The sequence below is a fragment of the Bacillus sp. 5RYD7K genome, from assembly GCF_059831465.1.
In genome coordinates this window covers 1178916-1197286 of sequence record NZ_CP191200.1, presented here as the reverse complement: position 1 = coordinate 1197286, position 18371 = coordinate 1178916, and the positions used below count along the sequence as shown (strand labels likewise).

Sequence of the window (18371 nt, the reverse complement as noted above, 5' to 3'; positions counted from 1 at the left end):
AGGGTTGACTCTTTTTTGCAAAAGAAAAGCGGGACGGAAAGTCCCGCTTTTCTCTCTATTTATGGCCGGATCACAAGATTTGGTTTTTTCTTCAGGCTGTGTCTTCCGTCAACGAATCGGACCGTTCCTGATTTCGCCCGGATAACCAGACTTTCGGTCGTGCCGACTGTGCCTTTGAACTGAACGCCTTTCAAAAGCTCTCCGTCCGTTACGCCCGTTGCCGCAAAAATGGCGTCGTCCCCCCTCACAAGGTCCTCCATCCGGAGCACTTTGGAGACATCGAGGCCCATCCGCTCACAGCGGGCTTGCTCTTCCGCACTTTGCGGCAGAAGCCTGCCGATGATTTCACCGCCGAGCGCTTTTAACGCAACGGCAGACAGCACGCCTTCAGGTGCCCCGCCTGAGCCGAAGAGAATGTCTACGCCCGTATGGTCAAAGGCCGTATTGATGGCGCCCGCGACATCACCGTCGTTGATCAGTTTGATTCTGGCGCCGGCCTCACGCAATTCAGAGATGATTCTTTCATGTCTGTCGCGATATAAAATGGTTGCCACGACATCTTCAATGTCTTTGTTTTTCGCTTTCGCAACAGCTTTCAAGTTATCAATGACAGGAGCTTCGATATCGATGCAGCCTACCGCTTCAGGTCCGACCGCGATTTTTTCCATATACATATCAGGAGCGTTCAGCAGTGTTCCATGGTCAGCGACCGCGATCACCGTCAGCGCATTCCAGCCGCCGCTGGCTACGATGTTTGTGCCTTCAAGAGGATCGACGGCGACATCGACGCGGGGGCCGTAGCCGTTTCCGAGCTTTTCGCCGATGTAAAGCATCGGCGCTTCGTCCATCTCGCCTTCCCCGATAACGACCGTGCCTTTCATCGGCACCGTGTCAAACACGTCACGCATGGCGCTTGTCGCCGCATCATCGGCTTCATCCTTTTTCCCGCGGCCCATCCATCTGGCAGATGCTAAAGCCGCCGCTTCAGTAACCCGAACCAATTCCATTGATAAGCTTCTTTCCATTTCAACACGATCTCCTCTCAAAAGTCCGCATTTCTATGAATTTTGGAGCTGTTCTATCTCTTCGTCCGTCAGCCTCTGCCGCCAGATTGTGGCGCCCAGACCTTCGAGTTTTTTCTCAAGATTGCTGTAGCCGCGGTCCAAATGCTCAAGACCGGTAATTTCGGTTACGCCGTCGGCCATCAGCCCTGCTACGACCAGACAAGCGCCTGCACGCAGATCGCTCGCCTTTACTTTTGCGCCCTGCAGCTCGGCCGGACCCGTGATAATCGCCGACCTGCCTTCCACTTTCATGTTGGCTCCCATCCGTCTCAGCTCATCAATATGTTTAAATCTGGCCGAGTAGATGGTGTCAGTCACGACACTCGTGCCGCCCGCTCTCGTTAACAGAGATGTCATCGGCTGCTGAAGGTCAGTCGGGAATCCCGGGTAAACAAGCGTTTTTACGTCGACCGGTTTGATCTGCTTCTGCCCGCCGAGCATAAGAAGCTGGTCGTCACTCGTCTCGATGTGAAAACCCATTTCCCTGAGCTTTGCCGTCAAAGACTCCAGGTGGGTCGGTATGACATTATCAATAATGACTTCTTTCCCCATCGCCGCGCCGGCAATCATAAAGGTGCCCGCCTCAATTCTGTCCGGGATGATGGTATGTCTGCATCCGTGCAGCTCTTTCACGCCGTCGATTCTGATCACATTGGTTCCCGCGCCTTTTATCTTTGCGCCCATGCTGGTGAGCAGTGTGGCAACATCAATAATCTCAGGTTCCTTGGCGGCGTTTTCTATCACGGTTTTTCCTTCAGCGAGCACAGCGGCAAGCATGATATTGATCGTCGCCCCGACGCTGACGACGTCCAAATAAATCCGTGCGCCTCTCAGCCTTTCGGCGCGCAGATAAATCGCGCCTTGTTCATTGGTGACTTCAGCCCCAAGCGCCTCAAACCCTTTTATATGCTGGTCAATCGGCCGAGGCCCGAGATGGCACCCGCCCGGCAGTCCGATGACCGCCTGTTTGAAGCGGCCGAGCATCGCGCCCATTAAATAATAAGAAGCGCGGAGTTTTTTCACTTTGCCGTTGGGAAGCGGCATGCTGATCATCGGAGAAGGGTCCACGACCATTTCTCCTTTTTCAAAATGGACGTTTCCGCCGATTTCTTTCAGCAGGTCACGCAGCGTTTCAATATCTGAGATCTCCGGAAGCCCTTCGATCGTTACTTCGGAATTTGCCAGAATGGTTGCGGGTATCAATGCGACGGCGCTGTTTTTCGCACCGCTGATATGTACGGTTCCGTTTAACGGGTCGCCGCCGGCAATATTCAACTTTTCCATGATAGTCTCCTTCCATAAGAAGATAGCTGCGGAGCATAAATAAAATGGCATTTTATTCTGTCTCTGCAAATAAAGCTCTTGTCCAAAATGTAGCCAATTCGAAGAGAAAGAATACAAGGACATTATAAAATAACAGGAAGAAAATAGCGAAGCTTTACGGGGCATTTTTAACACAGGATGCACAGAGACCCGCCGGGTTCACATTCCGGGGAACTTTGATATGAAGGCCCGCCGTCAAACAGGAAATAGGGTGCGGCAAACGGATGCAGCCGGTTTGCCGCCCATTACACCCTTATTTATTCCAGTCTGCCAAAAATTGCTCAATGCCTTTATCCGTTAACGGATGTTTTGTCAGCTGGTGAATGACTTTCAGCGGCATCGTACCGATATGTGCACCGCGCAAAGCCGCTTCAGTCACGTGCTGCGCATGACGGATGGAAGCTGCGATGATTTGTGTATCAATGTCATGAAGGTCAAAAATCTGTCTTACTTCTGAAATCAGGTCAAGGCCGTTATGGCCGATATCATCCAGGCGGCCTAAGAACGGAGATACATAAGTCGCTCCGGCTCTTGCGGCTAAAAGCGCCTGGTTGGCGCTGAAGATGAGCGTTACGTTTGTTTTTATGTTCAGGTCGCTCAGCGCTTTTACGGCTTTTAACCCTTCAGACGTCATCGGGATTTTCACCGTGATATTCGGCGCGATTTTCGCAAGTTCTTTACCTTCTTCAATCATTTCTTCAGCATTCAGGGAAATGACTTCTGCGCTTACTGATCCGCTCACGACTTCCGTAATCTCACGAAGTCTGTCATGGAAAGTCACGTCAGCTTCTTTTGCTACTAAACTAGGGTTTGTCGTCACTCCGGCGAGAACGCCAAGTTCATAAGCTTCTTTAATCTCGTCAATGTTTGCTGTATCAATGAAAAATAACATAAGGAAAGCCTCCCCAGTAATCAATTTTCAGAACTGTAAAACATGATTGCGCTTTCTAAAGGTAAGACATAAAACCGCCTGTCAATGCTGTCAGGCGGTTTATGGATGTTACACTGGATTAAGCTTGGTTTGAAGAACCGAACTCACGCATTTTGCCGATAACCGTTTCTTTGATCGCTTCACGAGCAGGTCCAAGATATTTACGAGGATCATATTCGTTCGGCTTAGCTGCCAATGTTTCGCGGACAGCTTTTGCAGAAGAAATTTGGTTTTCAGTGTTTACGTTGATTTTAGCCGTACCAAGTGAGATTGATTTTTTAATGTCGGCAGTCGGAATTCCTGTACCGCCGTGAAGTACTAACGGAAGGCCGGTTGATTTGCCGATGTCTTCCATTTCTTTGAAACCGAGGTTCGGTTCGCCTTTGTAAGGGCCGTGAACAGAACCTAATGCAGGTGCAAGGCAGTCGATGCCAGTGCGCTCTACAAGTTCTTGACACTCTTTAGGGTCAGCATAGATTACGCCTTCAGCGATAACGTCATCTTCCTGTCCGCCGACAGTTCCGAGCTCAGCTTCAACTGAAACGCCGTGGAAATGAGCAAGCTCAACCACTTTAGCTGTAGTTGCTACGTTTTCCTCAAACGGATGGTGAGATGCGTCGATCATTACAGAAGTGAAGCCTGCATGAATCGCTTTCGCACAAGATTCAAAGCTTGAACCGTGGTCTAAGTGAATGGCAACAGGAACTGTCACTTTGTATTCTTCCATAAGAGCTTTAACCATGGCAACGACTGTTTTGAAGCCGCCCATGTAGCGTCCCGCGCCTTCTGAAACACCAAGAATAACCGGGGATTTTTCCTCTTCTGCTGCTTGTAAAATAGCTTGAGTGAACTCAAGGTTATTTAGGTTAAATTGTCCAACAGCATATCCTTTTTCTTTAGCTGTATTCAACATTTCCGTCATTGAAACTAAAGGCATGTCGAAAGTCCTCCTTATGTAGCCTGATTTGCTTTCTCGAAAAAAGCTTTCCACCCTATAGCATGACCATAAAAACCTGTCATATGTAAAACAACAGATCGCTTTTTCTCCATCTCTAGGATACCAACTTTTCGACAAATCGGCAACACAATGACATAATTGTTTCTAATTTTATTAATTCGATTTTAGAGGTAAATACTTTTTCACCGCGTCTCTGATCTCGTCAATGTCGAAAGGTTTGGCAAAATGAGTCAGCGCTCCGAGCTCTTTTGATTCCTTAATCATATCGAGTTCTCCGTAAGCGGTCATAATAATGACGCGGATGGAGTCGTCGATCATTTTCATGCGTTTGAGAATTTCGATTCCGTCCATGCCTGGGATTTTCATATCTAATAGCACAAGATCGGGCCGTTCTTTCGTTACGATGTCCAGCGCCTGTATGCCGTTGGCGGCCTGAAACGTCTGGTACCCTTCTTTATGAAACACTTCATTGAGCAATATACGTATACCGTATTGGTCATCTACGATTAAAATCTTTTCATTCATCATTTTACACCCCAATATTATCATTTTCGTCAAAAGGAAGCAGTTGTTTATGTATTCTGTTTGATTTTCACATTTCCTTTAATTATAATAGTCTACTTTCCGACATTTTCTGAGCATTTTCTCTTTTGTTGTATACTGTTCTTGTAAGTGTAAAGGAGGTTTCACTCATGTTAAAGATCTTTACGACGCAGCTTGCAGGCATTTTTTCCCGCATTCAGGATAAGGAATCCGAAGCAATAGAAGACGGCGCGCGGCTGCTGGCTCAGGCTGCCGTCAGCGGCCATTCCATCTATTTATACGGCGCAAATGAGATGCAGGGCATTTTGTGCGAGGCGGAACTCGGCTCTGAACCGATGCCTTCCGTCAAGGCGTTTCCGGATACAGCTGATTCGATTACAGTAAGCGACAGGGTGCTGATGTTCTGTTCAGGCCCGGGTACGGCTGAAGAACAGGCGCTGGCAAAAAAGCTTTATGAAAAAGGGATCGGCCTTGTGTGCGTGTCCCCCGTCATTAAGGATCAAACCGGGATTGAGGCATTTTGTGATGTTCATATTGACAGCAAATTAAAAATGCCGCTTCTGCCCGATGAAGACGGAACAAGATACGGCTTTCCTTCATTAATGACAGGCCTGTATGTCTATCACGCACTGTCCTTTACATTAAAGGAAATGATGCAGGAATATGACTGATGAAGAAAAAAGACTTGCCGCTTTTAACGGAGGCAAGTCTTTTTTTATTACTTCTGTTCGGCAGCTTGTACGGAAGCGCCGATAAAGTCTTTGAATAAAGGCTGAGGTCTTGTCGGTCTTGATTTGAACTCAGGGTGGAATTGGCAAGCGACATACCAAGGATGGTCTTTCAGCTCGATAATTTCCACAAGGCGGCCGTCAGGGCTTGTGCCTGAGAACACAAAACCGTTCTCTTCCATTTGCTGTCTGTATTCATTGTTGAATTCATAACGGTGGCGGTGGCGTTCGTATACCACTTCATCCGCATACGCTTCGAAAGCTTTCGTGTCTTCCTGAAGCTTACAAGGGTACAGTCCGAGACGAAGCGTTCCTCCGAGATCCTCGACATCTTTTTGTTCAGGAAGAAGGTCGATGATCGGATAAGGAGTGGACGGATCGATCTCCGCAGAGTGAGCCCCTTCCAGACCTAATACGTTTCGCGCATATTCAATGGATGCAATCTGCATACCAAGGCAGATGCCGAAGAACGGAATTTTATTTTCACGCGCGTACTTGGCGGCGATGATTTTCCCTTCTACACCGCGGTCTCCGAAACCGCCGGGCACGATGATTCCGTCTGTGCCGTCAGTCAGCTCTTGAATATTGCTTTCCGTCACTTCTTCGGCGTTAATCCATTTGATCTTCACATCAGCGTCAAACGCATAGCCCGCGTGGCGCAGTGATTCAACGACTGAAATGTAAGCGTCCTGAAGCTCGACGTATTTTCCGACGAGGCTGATTGTAATGGTTTTAGACAAGTTTTTCACTCTTGTGACAAGGTCTTTCCATTCCGTCATATCCGGATCTTTGCACTCTAATTTCATATGATCGCAGACAAGCTTATCGAGTCCCTGCTCCTGAAGGTTTAGCGGGATGGAGTAAAGGTTGTCCGCATCTTCACATTCAATAACCGCTTTCGTGTCAATGTCGCAGAAGAGCGCGATTTTATCTTTCATATCTTGAGAAATCGGCATTTCTGTGCGCACGACGATGATATTAGGCTGAATGCCGAGGCTTCTCAGCTCTTTTACGCTGTGCTGCGTCGGTTTTGTTTTCAGCTCGCCCGCCGCTTTGATGTACGGAACAAGCGTACAGTGAATGTACATCACGTTTTCATGGCCGATGTCGCTTTTCATTTGACGGATGGCTTCAAGGAACGGAAGGGATTCGATATCTCCCACGGTTCCGCCGATCTCAGTAATGACTACATCTGCATTTGTTTCTTTGCCGGCGCGGTAAACGCGGTCTTTCAGTTCATTTGTGATATGCGGAATGACCTGAACCGTTCCCCCGAGGTAGTCGCCGCGGCGTTCTTTCTTCAATACAGCAGAGTAGATTTTACCGGTCGTCACGTTGCTGAACCTGTTCAGATTAATGTCAATGAAACGCTCGTAGTGCCCTAAGTCAAGGTCAGTCTCGGCGCCGTCATCGGTTACGAACACCTCACCGTGCTGGTACGGGCTCATCGTTCCCGGGTCAACGTTGATATAAGGGTCAAATTTTTGGATGGTGACGCTCATGCCTCTGTTTTTCAACAGGCGGCCCAGTGATGCTGCCACAATTCCTTTTCCGAGTGAAGATACAACTCCCCCGGTTACAAAAATATATTTCGTCATTTCGTTTGCTCCTCTCTTCGGTCTGCGCTACATTCTTTAAAATGTGCCGTTTTATAGAAAATCATTTCACTAAAAACAAATGATGTATAAAAGAATTTGGGAGATGAAAATAAGAAAGCTCCCTTTCAATTTCTTGAAAGGGAGCGTAGCACTCTTATGAATTCTCTTCTTTTTGAAGAGCCCAAAATACATACTACATAGTTCGACAATGAAAGTCAAGATCGTTTTGCTGCTATGAAATCAGCGTTTTTGATCCTCGTCTTCATCCTCATCATCTTCCTCATCTTCTTCAATCATATCTTCTTCGATCTCAAGATCGTCGTCATCTTCTTCATCGTCGATATCTTCGTCGTCAAAGCTGTCTGCTTCAAGATCGATATCTTCTTCCAATTCATCGAGATCGATGTCATCTTCATCAACTTCCTCGAATTCGTCAAGATCAAGATCTTCTTCAACGGCTTTTTTCGCTTTTTTCTTTTTCGCTTTTACAGTCGGCTGTGTTTCTTCGTCCAGCTGATCGTACGGATACCAGCTGCGAAGCCCCCAAGTCTGATCTGACAGAGCAATAAAGCGGCCGTCAATGTTGAGGTCGGTATAAAATTGGGCGATGCGGTCACCCAGTTCCTCTTTCGTAGCACCGAGCAAGGAAGTAATTTCATTCAGCAGCTCCTGGAACGGAACCGGTTTTTTATGTTCTGAGAAAATTTCGTGAGCGATTTCAACTAAAGCCATCTGCTTCAGCTGTTCCTGAGAATATTGTTTGATACTCAAGGTCGGACACTCCCTTTCTATTACTTATATGTATCTGTTTCTATCCTATAATAAGAACGATTTTGTATTGTTTTGTTCATAAACCATACCTCTCATTATAAACAAATTAAAACAGAATATGCTACCCTTAACAGTGTAATTTAAGAAATTTTAGAGGCGTCCCTTCATAATTGGGCCGATGTGCGAAAACAAAGCCGCCGGCATATGCGCGGGCGGCCTGCTTCTCTCTATAAAGACTCTTGTTTTTCCGTACCGAATACAGACATGGCGAGCAATTCACTGACATCATAAGTGCCGATCGCGTCTTCGGCTTCTTTCGCTTTTGTACCGTCACCGAGCATGGTCAGACAGTAAGGACATCCGGAGCTGATGACCGTCGGGCTGACAGAAAGCGCCTGCTCAGTCCGGGCCGTGTTGATTCTCACTCCCGTTTCTTCTTCCATCCACATGAGGCCTCCCCCGGCGCCGCAGCACATTCCGTTTTCGCGGCTGCGCTCCATTTCCTTCAATTGAACGCCCGGGATGGCTTTTAAGATCGCTCTCGGCGGCTCATATACTTCATTGTATCTGCCTAAATAGCATGAGTCATGGAAGGTAATCGTTTCATTCACCGGATGAAGCGGTTTTAGTTTCCCCTGCGACACCAGCTCGGCTAATAATTCAGTATGATGATAGACTTCAGCCTGGAATCCGAAATCCGGATATTCATTTTTGAACATATTATAGGCGTGCGGATCAATCGTGACGATTTTTTTGATCCCGTGTTTTTCAAATTCGCCGATGTTGTGTTCCGCCAGCTCTTGGAAAAGAAACTCATTGCCTAAACGGCGCGGCGTATCGCCTGAGTTTTTTTCTTTATTGCCGAGTATCGCAAAGGATACGCCCGCTTCATTGAGCAGTTTTGCAAATGAGACGGCGATCTTTTGGCTTCTGTTGTCATAAGAACCCATTGAACCGACCCAAAACAAATAATCAAACTCTTTCTCTTGTTTTTTCATTTCTTTCACTGTCGGAATCTCTGTATCCGTCTGCTCCCGCCAGTTTTCCCGCTCTTTCCGGTTTAAGCCCCACGGGTTTCCCTGTCTTTCAATGCTTGTCATGGCCCGCTGCGCGTCGCTGTCCATCTTCCCTTCCGTAAGCACAAGATAGCGGCGCAGATCGATAATTTTATCAACGTGTTCATTCATGACCGGACATTGATCTTCACAGTTGCGGCATGTGGTGCACGCCCAGATTTCCTCTTCCGTAATGACCTCGCCGATTAAGCTCGGGTTGTAGTCAATGGCTGCCGCCGCTTCACGTGATCCTCCCCCTGAGGAAGCCGCGGCGAGCTGATTCGCCTTCGTGTGCTGAAAAACGGGCGCGGGCACCCACGGAGATTTTGATGTCACGGCAGCGCCCTTTTCCGTCAGGTGGTCTCTCAGCTTTAAGATGAGATCCATCGGTGAAAGCATTTTGCCCGTACCGGAAGCAGGACACATATTTGTACAGCGGCCGCATTCGACGCAGGCGTAAAGATCGACAAGCTGGGAGCGGCGGAAGTCTTCAATCTTTCCGACACCGTAACTTTCTTTCGTTTCATCGGTGAAATCGATTTTTTCCAGTTTTCCTTTTGAATCCAGCCTGCTGAGGAACACATTCGCCGGACCCGCAATTAAGTGTGCATGCTTTGATTGCGGCACGTATACTAAAAAGCTGAGCAAAAACAACAGATGAAGCCACCATGAAACATAAAACACAGCGGCTGCGGCCGGTGCTGAAAGACCGCCGAGCACAAACGCAATGGAGGAAGCGATCGGCTCCGTCCAGGACAAAGAATGATCGTGCCATAAAAGGTTCATGGCGTTCCCGAGAAGCACCGTCACCATCAGTCCGCCGATAAACAGCAGGACAAGCCCCGCTTTAAATCCGCGTTTCAGTCTGACGAGTTTTTCAATGTAGCGCCGGTAAAACGCCCAAACCACGGCAATTAAAATAAGAAACGTGACGATTTCCTGAAAAAAGGTAAACGCCGGATAAAGCGGGCCGAACGGCAAATGCCGGTCGGGAAGCAGCCCTTTCAGGATAAAATCAATTGCGCCGAACTGAACGAGTATAAATCCGTAAAAAAACAGGACGTGAATGATTCCGCTTTTTTTATCTTTCAGCAATTTTTTCTGTCCGAACACATTCACCCATATCATTTGCAGACGTTCTTTCAGGCGTTTATCAAATTCTTCCCTTTGACCGAGCTTAATATAAGCGATCCTCGTTCTGATCAGGTAAACGAATAAATAAACGGCGTAAGCGGTTACAGCTAAGAACAGCAGCGCGTTTACCATGAGAAAAGCGTTCATCTTGTCTCCCCCTTTGTTCTGATTCCCCTCTGCATTGTCATATCTTTACTTTATCATAAATAATGAATGAGTGTTCAGTCAATAATTAAATTCGCATTCTCAGGGCACACTACGGATACTTCGGAAAGGAGCGTCGGTATGAAGGTCTTTGTTGTGTTGCTTATCATTTTTATCATTTTAATCGCACTTATGCTGCTTGATATGCTGCTTGGCAGGGCGGCGTACAAAAAACAGGCGTATGAGCCCGTTTTTGACCCGAAAAAGAGTGATATCAGACTCATTCACTGCGGCGGCGAGCTGGTGCAGCAAATGACGGCCGATATCCGCCAAGCCGCCTCTTCTATTCATATGATGTTTTTTATCATGAAGAACGACCAAGTCTGCCATGATATGTTTCATTTATTGAAAGAAAAGGCGCAGGCCGGCGTCTCCGTATATCTGCTGCTTGATTGGGCGGGCAGCCGCCAAGTGAAAAAGCCTTCTATTCAAACGATGGAAAAAGCCGGCGTTCACGTTCATTTTCTGAACAAACCCGGATTTCCGTTTCTTTTTTTCAAGCTGCAAAAACGGAATCACCGGAAAGTAACCGTCATTGACGGCAAAATCGGCTATGTAGGCGGATTCAACATCGCGGAAGAGTATCTCGGCAAAAAAGCGAAGTTCGGAAACTGGGAGGATTATCATCTGCGGATGACCGGCGAAGGCACGGCGGATCTCCAGACTCTTTTTTTAAGCGACCTGAAACGAAACACCGGTAAAACACCCGAGTCACCCGAGGTTTATCCGCCGTTGCCGGAAGGGAGTATCTCTCATAGGACATATGCGTCGGACGGTTTTTCGCTTGAATCGCATTATGAAAACTGCATCCTTAAGGCGGAGAAAAAAATCATAATCGGCACGCCTTATTATGTACCGAGCAAAAGGCTTCAGGCAGCGCTTATTGCAGCCCGCCGAAAAGGCGTCAAAGTCACCTTGATCGTGCCGATGAAGTCAGACCATCCGCTCGTTCGGGAAACGGCTTTTACCTATTATCCCGAGCTTTTGAAAGCCGGCTGTCTCATCTACCGGTATTATCAAGGCTTTTATCACGTCAAAGCCTTCATTATAGACGACCGCATCAGCATTATCGGTACGCCGAATTTTGATAAACGGAGCCTGTTCTTGAATGAAGAAGTGAATGTCATCATTAATGATGAGGCCTTTACAGAAGAAGTGCTCTCAACCATAAAGCAGGACATCGAAAAATCCGAGCTTCTCACATTAGAAAAAGTGAAACAGCGTTCCGTCAGACAGCTTCCTGCAGAATGGCTGGGGAAAGCCATATCTTATTTTTTATAAAGGAGAAAACATATGCTGTTCAGATTCGGTTTCGTTTCAAACGCCATGTGCCTTTGGGACGCATCCCCCGCCAAAACCTTAACATATGCGCGCTATACAAAACTTTCACCCGGCGAGCGGAAAGAGGCGCTGCTTTCTGTGACGAAAGCAAATCTGACCAATACGCTGCGCACCCTCCACTATGCGGTCGGACACGGCATCCCTTTGTACAGGTTCTCAAGCTCGATTGTGCCGCTCGCCACGCACCCGGATGTACTGTGGGATTTTGTCACGCCGTTTCGCCAGGAGTTCCGTGAGATCGGCGGGCTGGTCAGAAAATATGATCTCAGAACGAGCTTTCACCCGAACCAATTCACCCTTTTCACAAGCCCGAAACGGGGCATTACCGCTAATGCGGTCAAGGATATGGCCTATCATTATGACATGCTGGACGCCATGGGCATCGCGGACCGCTCCGTCATTAACATTCATATCGGAGGCGCTTATGGCGACAAACAAAGCGCGCTTGACCGTTTCGGCATGAATCTGAAAGAACTCCCCGATGTCATCAAACAGCGGATGACTTTGGAAAACGATGATAAAACGTATACATCTGAAGAAACACTCAGTGTATGTGAACAAGAGGGCATTCCGTTTGTGTTTGATTATCATCATTTTTACGCCAATCCGACCGATGACGCTGATTTAGATGACATTCTCCCGCGGATGATGAAAACGTGGCAGCGGATCGGCTTAAAGCCGAAGGTCCACCTCTCCTCGCCAAAATCAGAATCAGCCATACGCAGTCATGCGGACTATGTGGATGCGAATTTTATTCTGCCGGTGCTGGAGCGGTTCAGACAATGGGAGACGGACATCGACTTTATGATTGAAGCGAAAGAGAAAGACCGGGCGCTGCTTCGGCTCGTCGAAGAGTTAAGCGCTATCCGCGGAGTCAAACGCCTGGCGGGAGGCGTGCTGAGGTGGAAAGCATAACCAGGTTTATCACCGGTTTATATGGGGAATTTCCGAAATAACAGATCATCAGACGGAGGAGAATACATATGAAAAATATAACATCTTTGAAAATAGCCGCTAAGAAGTTCACTTTACGAAACATGCTTCAGCTTTATCAGCTTTGCCACACGGGAGGCCACGAGCTGTATATCTACTCTAAAAAAACGATGTGCAAAATCAAAGACATCATCGAACTGGAAACATTCAGAATGGCGCATAAAGAACAAGAATATTTAATTGTAGTGGAAGGAAAGAAAGCGGTTAGCTCATTGACCGTTTCAAACATATCATCGAACCTGCGCAAAAAGAAGCCCATTAAATACGGACTACATAAGAAAGGATAGACAGGAGGCGCCTCGGCCCCCGTTCGTCTATCCTTTTTCTATATTAATGAATCAGTTCGCCGAATTGCGCCTGATGGAGTCTTTGGTACATGCCGCCGGATGCCAGCAGTTCCTTGTGGTGTCCTTGTTCGGCGATGCCTTCTTTCGTGACGACGACGATCCGGTCCGCATCCTTAACCGTAGCCAGCCGATGGGCGATCACAAGTGTCGTGCGGCCTTCAGAAAGTTTCTGCAGAGACTTTTGAATGGCAGCTTCTGTCTCTGTATCGAGGGCCGATGTAGCCTCATCCAAAATTAAGATCGGCGGGTTTTTCAAAAACATTCTGGCGATGGAAAGCCGCTGCTTCTGTCCGCCTGACAGCTTCACTCCGCGTTCGCCGATCACCGTGTCTAAACCGGCAGGATACCCGTTTACCAAATCCTCTAAATGCGCCTGGCGGACGGCCTGCCAGATTTCTTCCTCGGACGCATCCAGCCGGCCGTAAGCAATGTTCTCCCGCAATGTGCCGGAAAACAGAAAGACATCCTGCTGGACGACGCCGATTTGTCCGCGCAGAGATGACAGCGTCATGTCTTTAATATCGATTCCGTCGATGGAAATCGCACCTTCAGACGGTTCATAAAAACGCGGCAGCAGACTTGTCAGCGTTGATTTCCCCGCTCCCGAAGGCCCGACAAATGCGACCGTCTCCCCCGCTTGAATGGACAAATTAATGCCGGACAGCACCTGATTGTTTTCTTCATAGCCGAATGACACATGATCATAGCGGATATTCCCTTTTAAACCGGACACATGTTTCGCATTCGGGGCATCCTTGATGTCAGGCTCCGTTTCAAGGATTTCCATAAAGCTTTTAAAACCGGCAATGCCCCGCGGGTACATCTCAATAATCGCGTTGATTTTATCAATCGGACGGAAGAGAACGTTCGTCAGCAGCACGAAAGCGACGAATTCCCCGTAGGATAATGATCCGCGGATGACAAACCATGTGCCGCACAACAGGACGAACAGCGTGACGAATCTTGTCAGCATGTAACTGATTGAGCCGTTTTTCGCCATGATTTTATATGACGTCAGTTTTGTTTTGCGGAACCGCTGATTGTTCACGTCAAACCGCTGCTGTTCAAACGCTTCATTACTGAAAGCCTGGACAAGGCGGATGCCGCCGATATTGTTTTCGACCCTCGCGCTGAAATCCCCGACGTCTTTGTTCAGTTTTGTAAATGCAGAGGTCATTTTTTTATTGAAATACAGAGCGAGCCAAATGACGACCGGCATGATGATAAACGTCAACAGCGCGAGCTGCCAGTTAATGAACAGCATGACGCCGAACGCGCCCAAAATCGTCATGATGGCGATAAAAAGATCTTCGGGCCCGTGGTGGGCGGTTTCTCCGATATACATCAAATCATTGGTGAGCTTGGACATTAAACTGCCCGTTTTGTTGTTATCGTAAAATTTGAAGGAAAGCTTTTGCAGATGGTCAAAAAGCTTTTTCCGCATATCGGTTTCAATGTTAATGCCGAGCATATGGCCCCAATACGTCACAACATACTGAAGTGCCGAGCTGAGGGCGTAGACCCCGAATAAAGCAGCGGAAGTCAAAATAATCAGACTCCAATCCCGGCCCGGGAGCAATGTATCGATAAAGTAATTGACAATCAGAGGAAAACTCAGCTCCATCAATCCGCCGGCAATGGCAGAAAAGAAGTCGAGAAAAAACAGCTTTTTGTACGGTTTATAGTAAGAAAAAAATTGTCGCAGCACGATTCCGTCCTCCTTGTGCCTCGTTCTTAATGATAATATTTCTCAATTATACTATACACAAGGCGTTTTTAAAGCGCTTTTTACAAAACGCCTGAAAATAACCGTGCAAAGGATTCCTTCGTTCTTTCCCATAATGTGCGCTTATAGAAACGGACGGGGCTGATTTTCTCAGACTCCTTCATATCTTCCAGATAATGCGCTTCAAGATCTTTGATCGCAGCCTGATCTGTAAAAAAGACATTGACTTCAAAGTTCAGCTGAAAGCTTCTCATGTCCATATTCGCCGTCCCGACAGAAGCGAGGTTTCCGTCAGTGATGAGCACCTTTTGATGCATAAAGCCTTTTTGATAGGAATAGACTTCGATTCCTTCGCGAAGAAGCTCGGGGAAATACGATCTCGTCGCGTACTGGGTTAAAAACCCGTCATTGGTTTCCGGCACCATAACACGCACCTCTACGCCTCTGGCAGCTGCCTCCTTTAACGCTGTGCGGATCGGCTCATTCGGCACGAAATAAGGCGTCGCAATCCATACAGACGATTCGGCTGCCGCAATCATGGCATAATACAGATCGCTCATCCTCTCCTTCATATCAGGGCCTGTCGGAACGACTTGATAGATGCCGCCGCTTTCCGCAGGGACCGGGCGGCTGTATGCTTTCTGATCAATAAGCACCTCATCCGAAACGTATTCCCAATCAAGCATAAAAATGCTGTGGAGCGTCTGAACAATTTCTCCTTCGACTTTCATATGGGTGTCACGCCAAAAACCGACATTTCGGTCTTTGCTGATATATTCCTTGCCGACATTCAGCCCGCCGACAAAACCGGTTTTCCCGTCAACGATAACGATCTTACGGTGATTTCGGAAGTTGAATTTCTGGTTGAAAAAGCCGTATTTCAGCGGCAGAAACGGGACGATATTCACGCCCGCATGTTTCAGTTTTTTAATGTCTTTTCCGGCCAGCTTCAAGCTGCCGGCCGCGTCGAACAAAAACCGCACTTCCACGCCTTCACGGGCTTTTTCCATCATAATCTCCATCATCTTGTGCCCGAGCATGTCTGATTTGAACATGTAATACTCAATATGTATAAATGACGTTGCCGCCCGAAGCGCCTCAAACAGCTCAGGGAATGTTTCATCCCCGTTTTTGAGCACCGTCAGCCTGCTTTTTGTATTGATATTCATATGGGCCGCTTTGATTGAATACTGAAAGAAACGCTTTTGATTTCCTTTCAATCCGGACAAGTCGGGAGTTTGCTCCATATCAAATATCGTCCTCAGCTTTTCCCGGTTATATGTCCGTTTCGACCTGAACAGCTTGCCTTTTTCATAAAGCTGGCCGGAAAAAAGGTAAAATAAGTACCCGGCGATCGGAAAAAACACAAGAATGTGAATCCATAACAGCGTGTGCTGCGAGGTGCGGTTTTCTAGGATTAACGAATAAATGCTGAACAAAATAATGCTTGCATAGCAAAGCAATCCGCCGTAAAACTCAAGCCTGGAAACCGGAAAAAACCATATGACATATGCTCCGATAAGCATCATATATAAAAAGCAAAATTCCAGTCTCCTTTTCAGCATCCCGACTCTCCCCCATCTGATCCGATATCTCTGTATACCCTCTGTTTTCCGGCCTGTAAACATATGAAAAAGCCTTTCCGAACGATCGGAAAGGCTTACGATGAGGCTTCCTGTGATTGACCCGGCGTGAGGTGTTGAAGCAAAGCCGGCCTGAGGGAGCTGCTGTTTTTGATTTTATTTTTAAACATGCCGATGATCAGGCCCGTGACCGCAATCGACACTAAGGAGAAGATTCCTCTCAGCAATCCGACAGAGAAAATGCCGGCCAGCACTACGCCAAAATCGAAGAGGAAATTAACCGCACCCGGATTCCATCCGCAGCGTTTTTGCAGAAATAAAGCGAGGATATTGGCGCCGCCGAGCGATGCCTGATGGTAAAACATGAGCGACAGGCCGAACCCGATCAGCGATCCTCCGCAAATCGCCCCGGCTAGCGGTGAAACAGAGAACGGCGGGAGCCAGTGATCTGCGCCTGTAAACATAGTCAGCACCGTGACTGCCAAAACGGTAGATAGAGTGAATTTGATGCCCATTCTGATGAGGGAAAATACATAAAACGGGATATTAATCAGAAAGAAGATAAAGGCAAACGAGGATTGAAACAAATATGACAGGCTTAGTGACAGTCCGGCCGTGCCGCCGGTTAATATATGAGAATGTCTGAGTGTCAGGACGCCGGCGCTTGTCATGAGACAAGCAGCTACAATGAAGAAAACCCGCTTCATTCTTCACTCTCCTTTTGTTCATGTTATTTCACATCAAACATAACAGGAATCCCGGCCGCCCAGCCATTACATTGGCAGAAAATATCTTATATTTTTATTTTTTTCACCATAAAAATCCCCTCTTGCAAGGGGGATTTTCATGAGCGTTTCCGATAAACAACATAGCTGCGGGTCAAATACTTGATCGGCAGGCTGAACACATGAACCAATCTTGTAAACGGCCAGAGGATAAAAACAACATACCCAATGATGATATGAAACTTAAACCATAGCGGGACACTCTCCATCAAAGAAGCGTCAGGCCGGAACAAAACGATTTCCCTGAACCACGGCCCGACTGTCGCCCTGTAATCAAAGCCTTTCGAATCAATGTTGAGAAACGTGGCCGCAACACCTGACAGCATCATGAACAGAAGCAGGATGAGCGTAAGGATATCCGATGGCGAGCTGGTTTTGCGGATTCTTTTGTCAAACAGCCTTCTGTACGTCAGGATCACTAGTCCGGTACACGCCGCGATCCCCGCCGGCAGTCCCGCGCCAATCGCTATTTTGTGATACATATGCTCTGAAATGCCGATGGAAGCGTACACGGCTTCCGGGATCAAAATTCCCATGACATGTCCGCCGACAACGCACAGCAGTCCCCAATGAAAAAGTGTGCTCCCAGCCGCGAGTTTTTTCTTTTCTAACAGCTCGCTTGATTTCGCCGTCCAGCCAAACTGGTCATGCTGATAGCGGTAAATATGCCCGCCGATAAAAATCGTCAATACAATGTACGGCATAATCCCCCACAGGACCCGCTCGCTCATGCCTGAACAGTCCCTTCTTCAATGCTTTCCCGCACGCCGAGAATGTCCAGCGCGGCCAGCAGGGCATGCAAGAGCCCGGCGTATATGCTGTCATTTTTTTCGAGTCGGGATGCCAGCTCTCTCACATTGGACAGATATTTCTCAAACACGCTTCTCGCCGCTTCAGTCTCCGCAGCCGCCGCAAATTCCAGCATCAGCGGCAGGTAATCAGGCAGTTCTTTCTCTGTCGGCAGGAAACCGGATTGCTGGTAGGTGTTTTTTAAATGCAGCAATTCAATGCCGCGTTCCCTTTGTTCGCCTGAGTTAAAGTAGGTGACGTACATATTCGTTTTTTTCCCGAAATCGAACGTATAGACATAGTGTTCAATCAGCGCTTCCGGAGAAAATCCGGCTGCCGCCTCTAAAAAGTGAAGCAATTTCTCACGGATTTGCTGATTGGTGATGTCATGGATAAGAGACTTCCAATCAGGAAGCTCAGCTCTCCATTCTTCATCAGGATAAGAGAGAAGACAGGAAAGAGCAGAAAACGTAATTTGCCGGTCCATGGTGTTCATCT

16 protein-coding genes and 1 pseudogene are annotated in these 18371 nt (G+C 47.6%); 4 read left to right on the top strand and 13 right to left on the bottom strand.

Annotation, left to right across the window (positions count from 1 at the left end):
- Positions 1 to 59 precede the first annotated feature (59 nt).
- The 5 genes from glpX to spo0F all read right to left on the bottom strand — a co-directional run bounded on the left by glpX (position 60) and on the right by spo0F (position 4804).
- A complete protein-coding gene (gene glpX / locus ACQE26_RS06005; RefSeq protein ID WP_016937621.1) occupies positions 60 to 1025 on the bottom strand; it encodes a class II fructose-bisphosphatase in 966 nt (321 codons plus the stop codon).
- A 33-nt stretch (positions 1026 to 1058) separates the two neighbouring features.
- The gene (murA, locus tag ACQE26_RS06000) at positions 1059 to 2348 is read right to left on the bottom strand and encodes a UDP-N-acetylglucosamine 1-carboxyvinyltransferase (protein WP_016937620.1); all 1290 of its coding nucleotides are present in this window, start codon (positions 2346 to 2348) and stop codon (positions 1059 to 1061) included.
- Between the two features lie 292 nt (positions 2349 to 2640).
- Positions 2641 to 3279 carry a fructose-6-phosphate aldolase gene (gene fsa / locus ACQE26_RS05995; protein ID WP_016937619.1) on the bottom strand — a complete coding sequence of 213 codons (639 nt, stop codon included), beginning with the start codon at positions 3277 to 3279 and terminating at the stop codon, positions 2641 to 2643.
- Positions 3280 to 3397: 118 nt separating this feature from the next.
- Positions 3398 to 4255, bottom strand: coding sequence for a class II fructose-bisphosphate aldolase (locus ACQE26_RS05990; protein WP_003151102.1), 858 nt, complete (start codon positions 4253 to 4255; stop codon positions 3398 to 3400).
- A 174-nt stretch (positions 4256 to 4429) separates the two neighbouring features.
- Positions 4430 to 4804 carry a sporulation initiation phosphotransferase Spo0F gene (gene spo0F / locus ACQE26_RS05985; protein ID WP_101605357.1) on the bottom strand — a complete coding sequence of 125 codons (375 nt, stop codon included), beginning with the start codon at positions 4802 to 4804 and terminating at the stop codon, positions 4430 to 4432.
- A gap of 164 nt (positions 4805 to 4968) precedes the next feature.
- On the opposite strand from spo0F, the gene ACQE26_RS05980 reads away from it, so the two are divergent.
- Positions 4969 to 5490 carry a DUF2529 domain-containing protein gene (locus ACQE26_RS05980; RefSeq protein WP_438420828.1) on the top strand — a complete coding sequence of 174 codons (522 nt, stop codon included), beginning with the start codon at positions 4969 to 4971 and terminating at the stop codon, positions 5488 to 5490.
- 47 nt (positions 5491 to 5537) lie between these two features.
- Here ACQE26_RS05980 and pyrG read toward each other — a convergent pair whose 3' ends face one another.
- From pyrG to ACQE26_RS05965, 3 genes are all read right to left on the bottom strand, one after another.
- Positions 5538 to 7145: a glutamine hydrolyzing CTP synthase gene (gene pyrG, locus ACQE26_RS05975; RefSeq protein WP_016937615.1), complete on the bottom strand. Its 1608-nt coding sequence runs from the start codon at positions 7143 to 7145 to the stop codon at positions 5538 to 5540.
- A 240-nt stretch (positions 7146 to 7385) separates the two neighbouring features.
- Complete coding sequence (rpoE, locus tag ACQE26_RS05970) at positions 7386 to 7916, bottom strand: DNA-directed RNA polymerase subunit delta (RefSeq protein WP_500470971.1); 531 nt, start codon at positions 7914 to 7916, stop codon at positions 7386 to 7388.
- A gap of 227 nt (positions 7917 to 8143) precedes the next feature.
- Positions 8144 to 10252, bottom strand: a complete 2109-nt coding sequence (locus tag ACQE26_RS05965) for a (Fe-S)-binding protein (RefSeq protein ID WP_500470969.1) — start codon at positions 10250 to 10252, stop codon at positions 8144 to 8146.
- Positions 10253 to 10390: 138 nt separating this feature from the next.
- Here ACQE26_RS05965 and cls (ACQE26_RS05960) point away from each other — a divergent pair, with 138 nt between their 5' ends.
- The 3 genes and pseudogenes from cls (ACQE26_RS05960) to ACQE26_RS05950 all read left to right on the top strand — a co-directional run bounded on the left by cls (ACQE26_RS05960) (position 10391) and on the right by ACQE26_RS05950 (position 12905).
- The gene (cls, locus tag ACQE26_RS05960) at positions 10391 to 11590 is read left to right on the top strand and encodes a cardiolipin synthase (protein WP_500470968.1); all 1200 of its coding nucleotides are present in this window, start codon (positions 10391 to 10393) and stop codon (positions 11588 to 11590) included.
- 12 nt (positions 11591 to 11602) lie between these two features.
- The gene (gene uvsE / locus ACQE26_RS05955; RefSeq protein WP_500470967.1) at positions 11603 to 12565 is read left to right on the top strand and encodes a UV DNA damage repair endonuclease UvsE; all 963 of its coding nucleotides are present in this window, start codon (positions 11603 to 11605) and stop codon (positions 12563 to 12565) included.
- Between the two features lie 68 nt (positions 12566 to 12633).
- Positions 12634 to 12905, top strand: a pseudogene (locus tag ACQE26_RS05950) (hypothetical protein).
- Positions 12906 to 12973: 68 nt separating this feature from the next.
- Here the strand turns inward: ACQE26_RS05950 and ACQE26_RS05945 are convergent.
- From ACQE26_RS05945 to narJ, 5 genes are all read right to left on the bottom strand, one after another.
- The gene (locus ACQE26_RS05945) at positions 12974 to 14698 is read right to left on the bottom strand and encodes an ABC transporter ATP-binding protein (protein ID WP_500470965.1); all 1725 of its coding nucleotides are present in this window, start codon (positions 14696 to 14698) and stop codon (positions 12974 to 12976) included.
- A gap of 80 nt (positions 14699 to 14778) precedes the next feature.
- Positions 14779 to 16281, bottom strand: coding sequence for a cardiolipin synthase (cls, locus tag ACQE26_RS05940; protein WP_060964035.1), 1503 nt, complete (start codon positions 16279 to 16281; stop codon positions 14779 to 14781).
- Between the two features lie 95 nt (positions 16282 to 16376).
- Positions 16377 to 17006 carry a YitT family protein gene (locus ACQE26_RS05935; RefSeq protein WP_500470964.1) on the bottom strand — a complete coding sequence of 210 codons (630 nt, stop codon included), beginning with the start codon at positions 17004 to 17006 and terminating at the stop codon, positions 16377 to 16379.
- A 137-nt stretch (positions 17007 to 17143) separates the two neighbouring features.
- On the bottom strand, positions 17144 to 17815 hold the full coding sequence (gene narI / locus ACQE26_RS05930; protein WP_500470963.1) for a respiratory nitrate reductase subunit gamma: 672 nt from the start codon (positions 17813 to 17815) through the stop codon (positions 17144 to 17146).
- Positions 17812 to 18369 (bottom strand): nitrate reductase molybdenum cofactor assembly chaperone, encoded by a 558-nt coding sequence (gene narJ, locus ACQE26_RS05925; RefSeq protein ID WP_500470961.1) that lies wholly within the window; start codon positions 18367 to 18369, stop codon positions 17812 to 17814. Before narJ ends, narI begins: the two co-directional genes overlap by 4 nt.
- Positions 18370 to 18371: the final 2 nt, after the last annotated feature.

What these genes read in the sequence shown, in the direction of transcription:
- ACQE26_RS05965 (WP_500470969.1), bottom strand. Translation starts at nt 10,252, where the DNA reads ATGAACGCTTTTCTCATGGTAAACGCGCTGCTGTTCTTAGCTGTAACC.
- pyrG (WP_016937615.1), bottom strand. Translation starts at nt 7,145, where the DNA reads ATGACGAAATATATTTTTGTAACCGGGGGAGTTGTATCTTCACTCGGA.
- murA (WP_016937620.1), bottom strand. Translation starts at nt 2,348, where the DNA reads ATGGAAAAGTTGAATATTGCCGGCGGCGACCCGTTAAACGGAACCGTA.
- ACQE26_RS05935 (WP_500470964.1), bottom strand. Translation starts at nt 17,006, where the DNA reads ATGAAGCGGGTTTTCTTCATTGTAGCTGCTTGTCTCATGACAAGCGCC.
- narJ (WP_500470961.1), bottom strand. Translation starts at nt 18,369, where the DNA reads ATGAACACCATGGACCGGCAAATTACGTTTTCTGCTCTTTCCTGTCTT.
- fsa (WP_016937619.1), bottom strand. Translation starts at nt 3,279, where the DNA reads ATGTTATTTTTCATTGATACAGCAAACATTGACGAGATTAAAGAAGCT.
- narI (WP_500470963.1), bottom strand. Translation starts at nt 17,815, where the DNA reads ATGAGCGAGCGGGTCCTGTGGGGGATTATGCCGTACATTGTATTGACG.
- ACQE26_RS05990 (WP_003151102.1), bottom strand. Translation starts at nt 4,255, where the DNA reads ATGCCTTTAGTTTCAATGACGGAAATGTTGAATACAGCTAAAGAAAAA.
- spo0F (WP_101605357.1), bottom strand. Translation starts at nt 4,804, where the DNA reads ATGATGAATGAAAAGATTTTAATCGTAGATGACCAATACGGTATACGT.
- cls (WP_060964035.1), bottom strand. Translation starts at nt 16,281, where the DNA reads ATGCTGAAAAGGAGACTGGAATTTTGCTTTTTATATATGATGCTTATC.
- uvsE (WP_500470967.1), top strand. Translation starts at nt 11,603, where the DNA reads ATGCTGTTCAGATTCGGTTTCGTTTCAAACGCCATGTGCCTTTGGGAC.
- glpX (WP_016937621.1), bottom strand. Translation starts at nt 1,025, where the DNA reads ATGGAAAGAAGCTTATCAATGGAATTGGTTCGGGTTACTGAAGCGGCG.
- cls (WP_500470968.1), top strand. Translation starts at nt 10,391, where the DNA reads ATGAAGGTCTTTGTTGTGTTGCTTATCATTTTTATCATTTTAATCGCA.
- ACQE26_RS05980 (WP_438420828.1), top strand. Translation starts at nt 4,969, where the DNA reads ATGTTAAAGATCTTTACGACGCAGCTTGCAGGCATTTTTTCCCGCATT.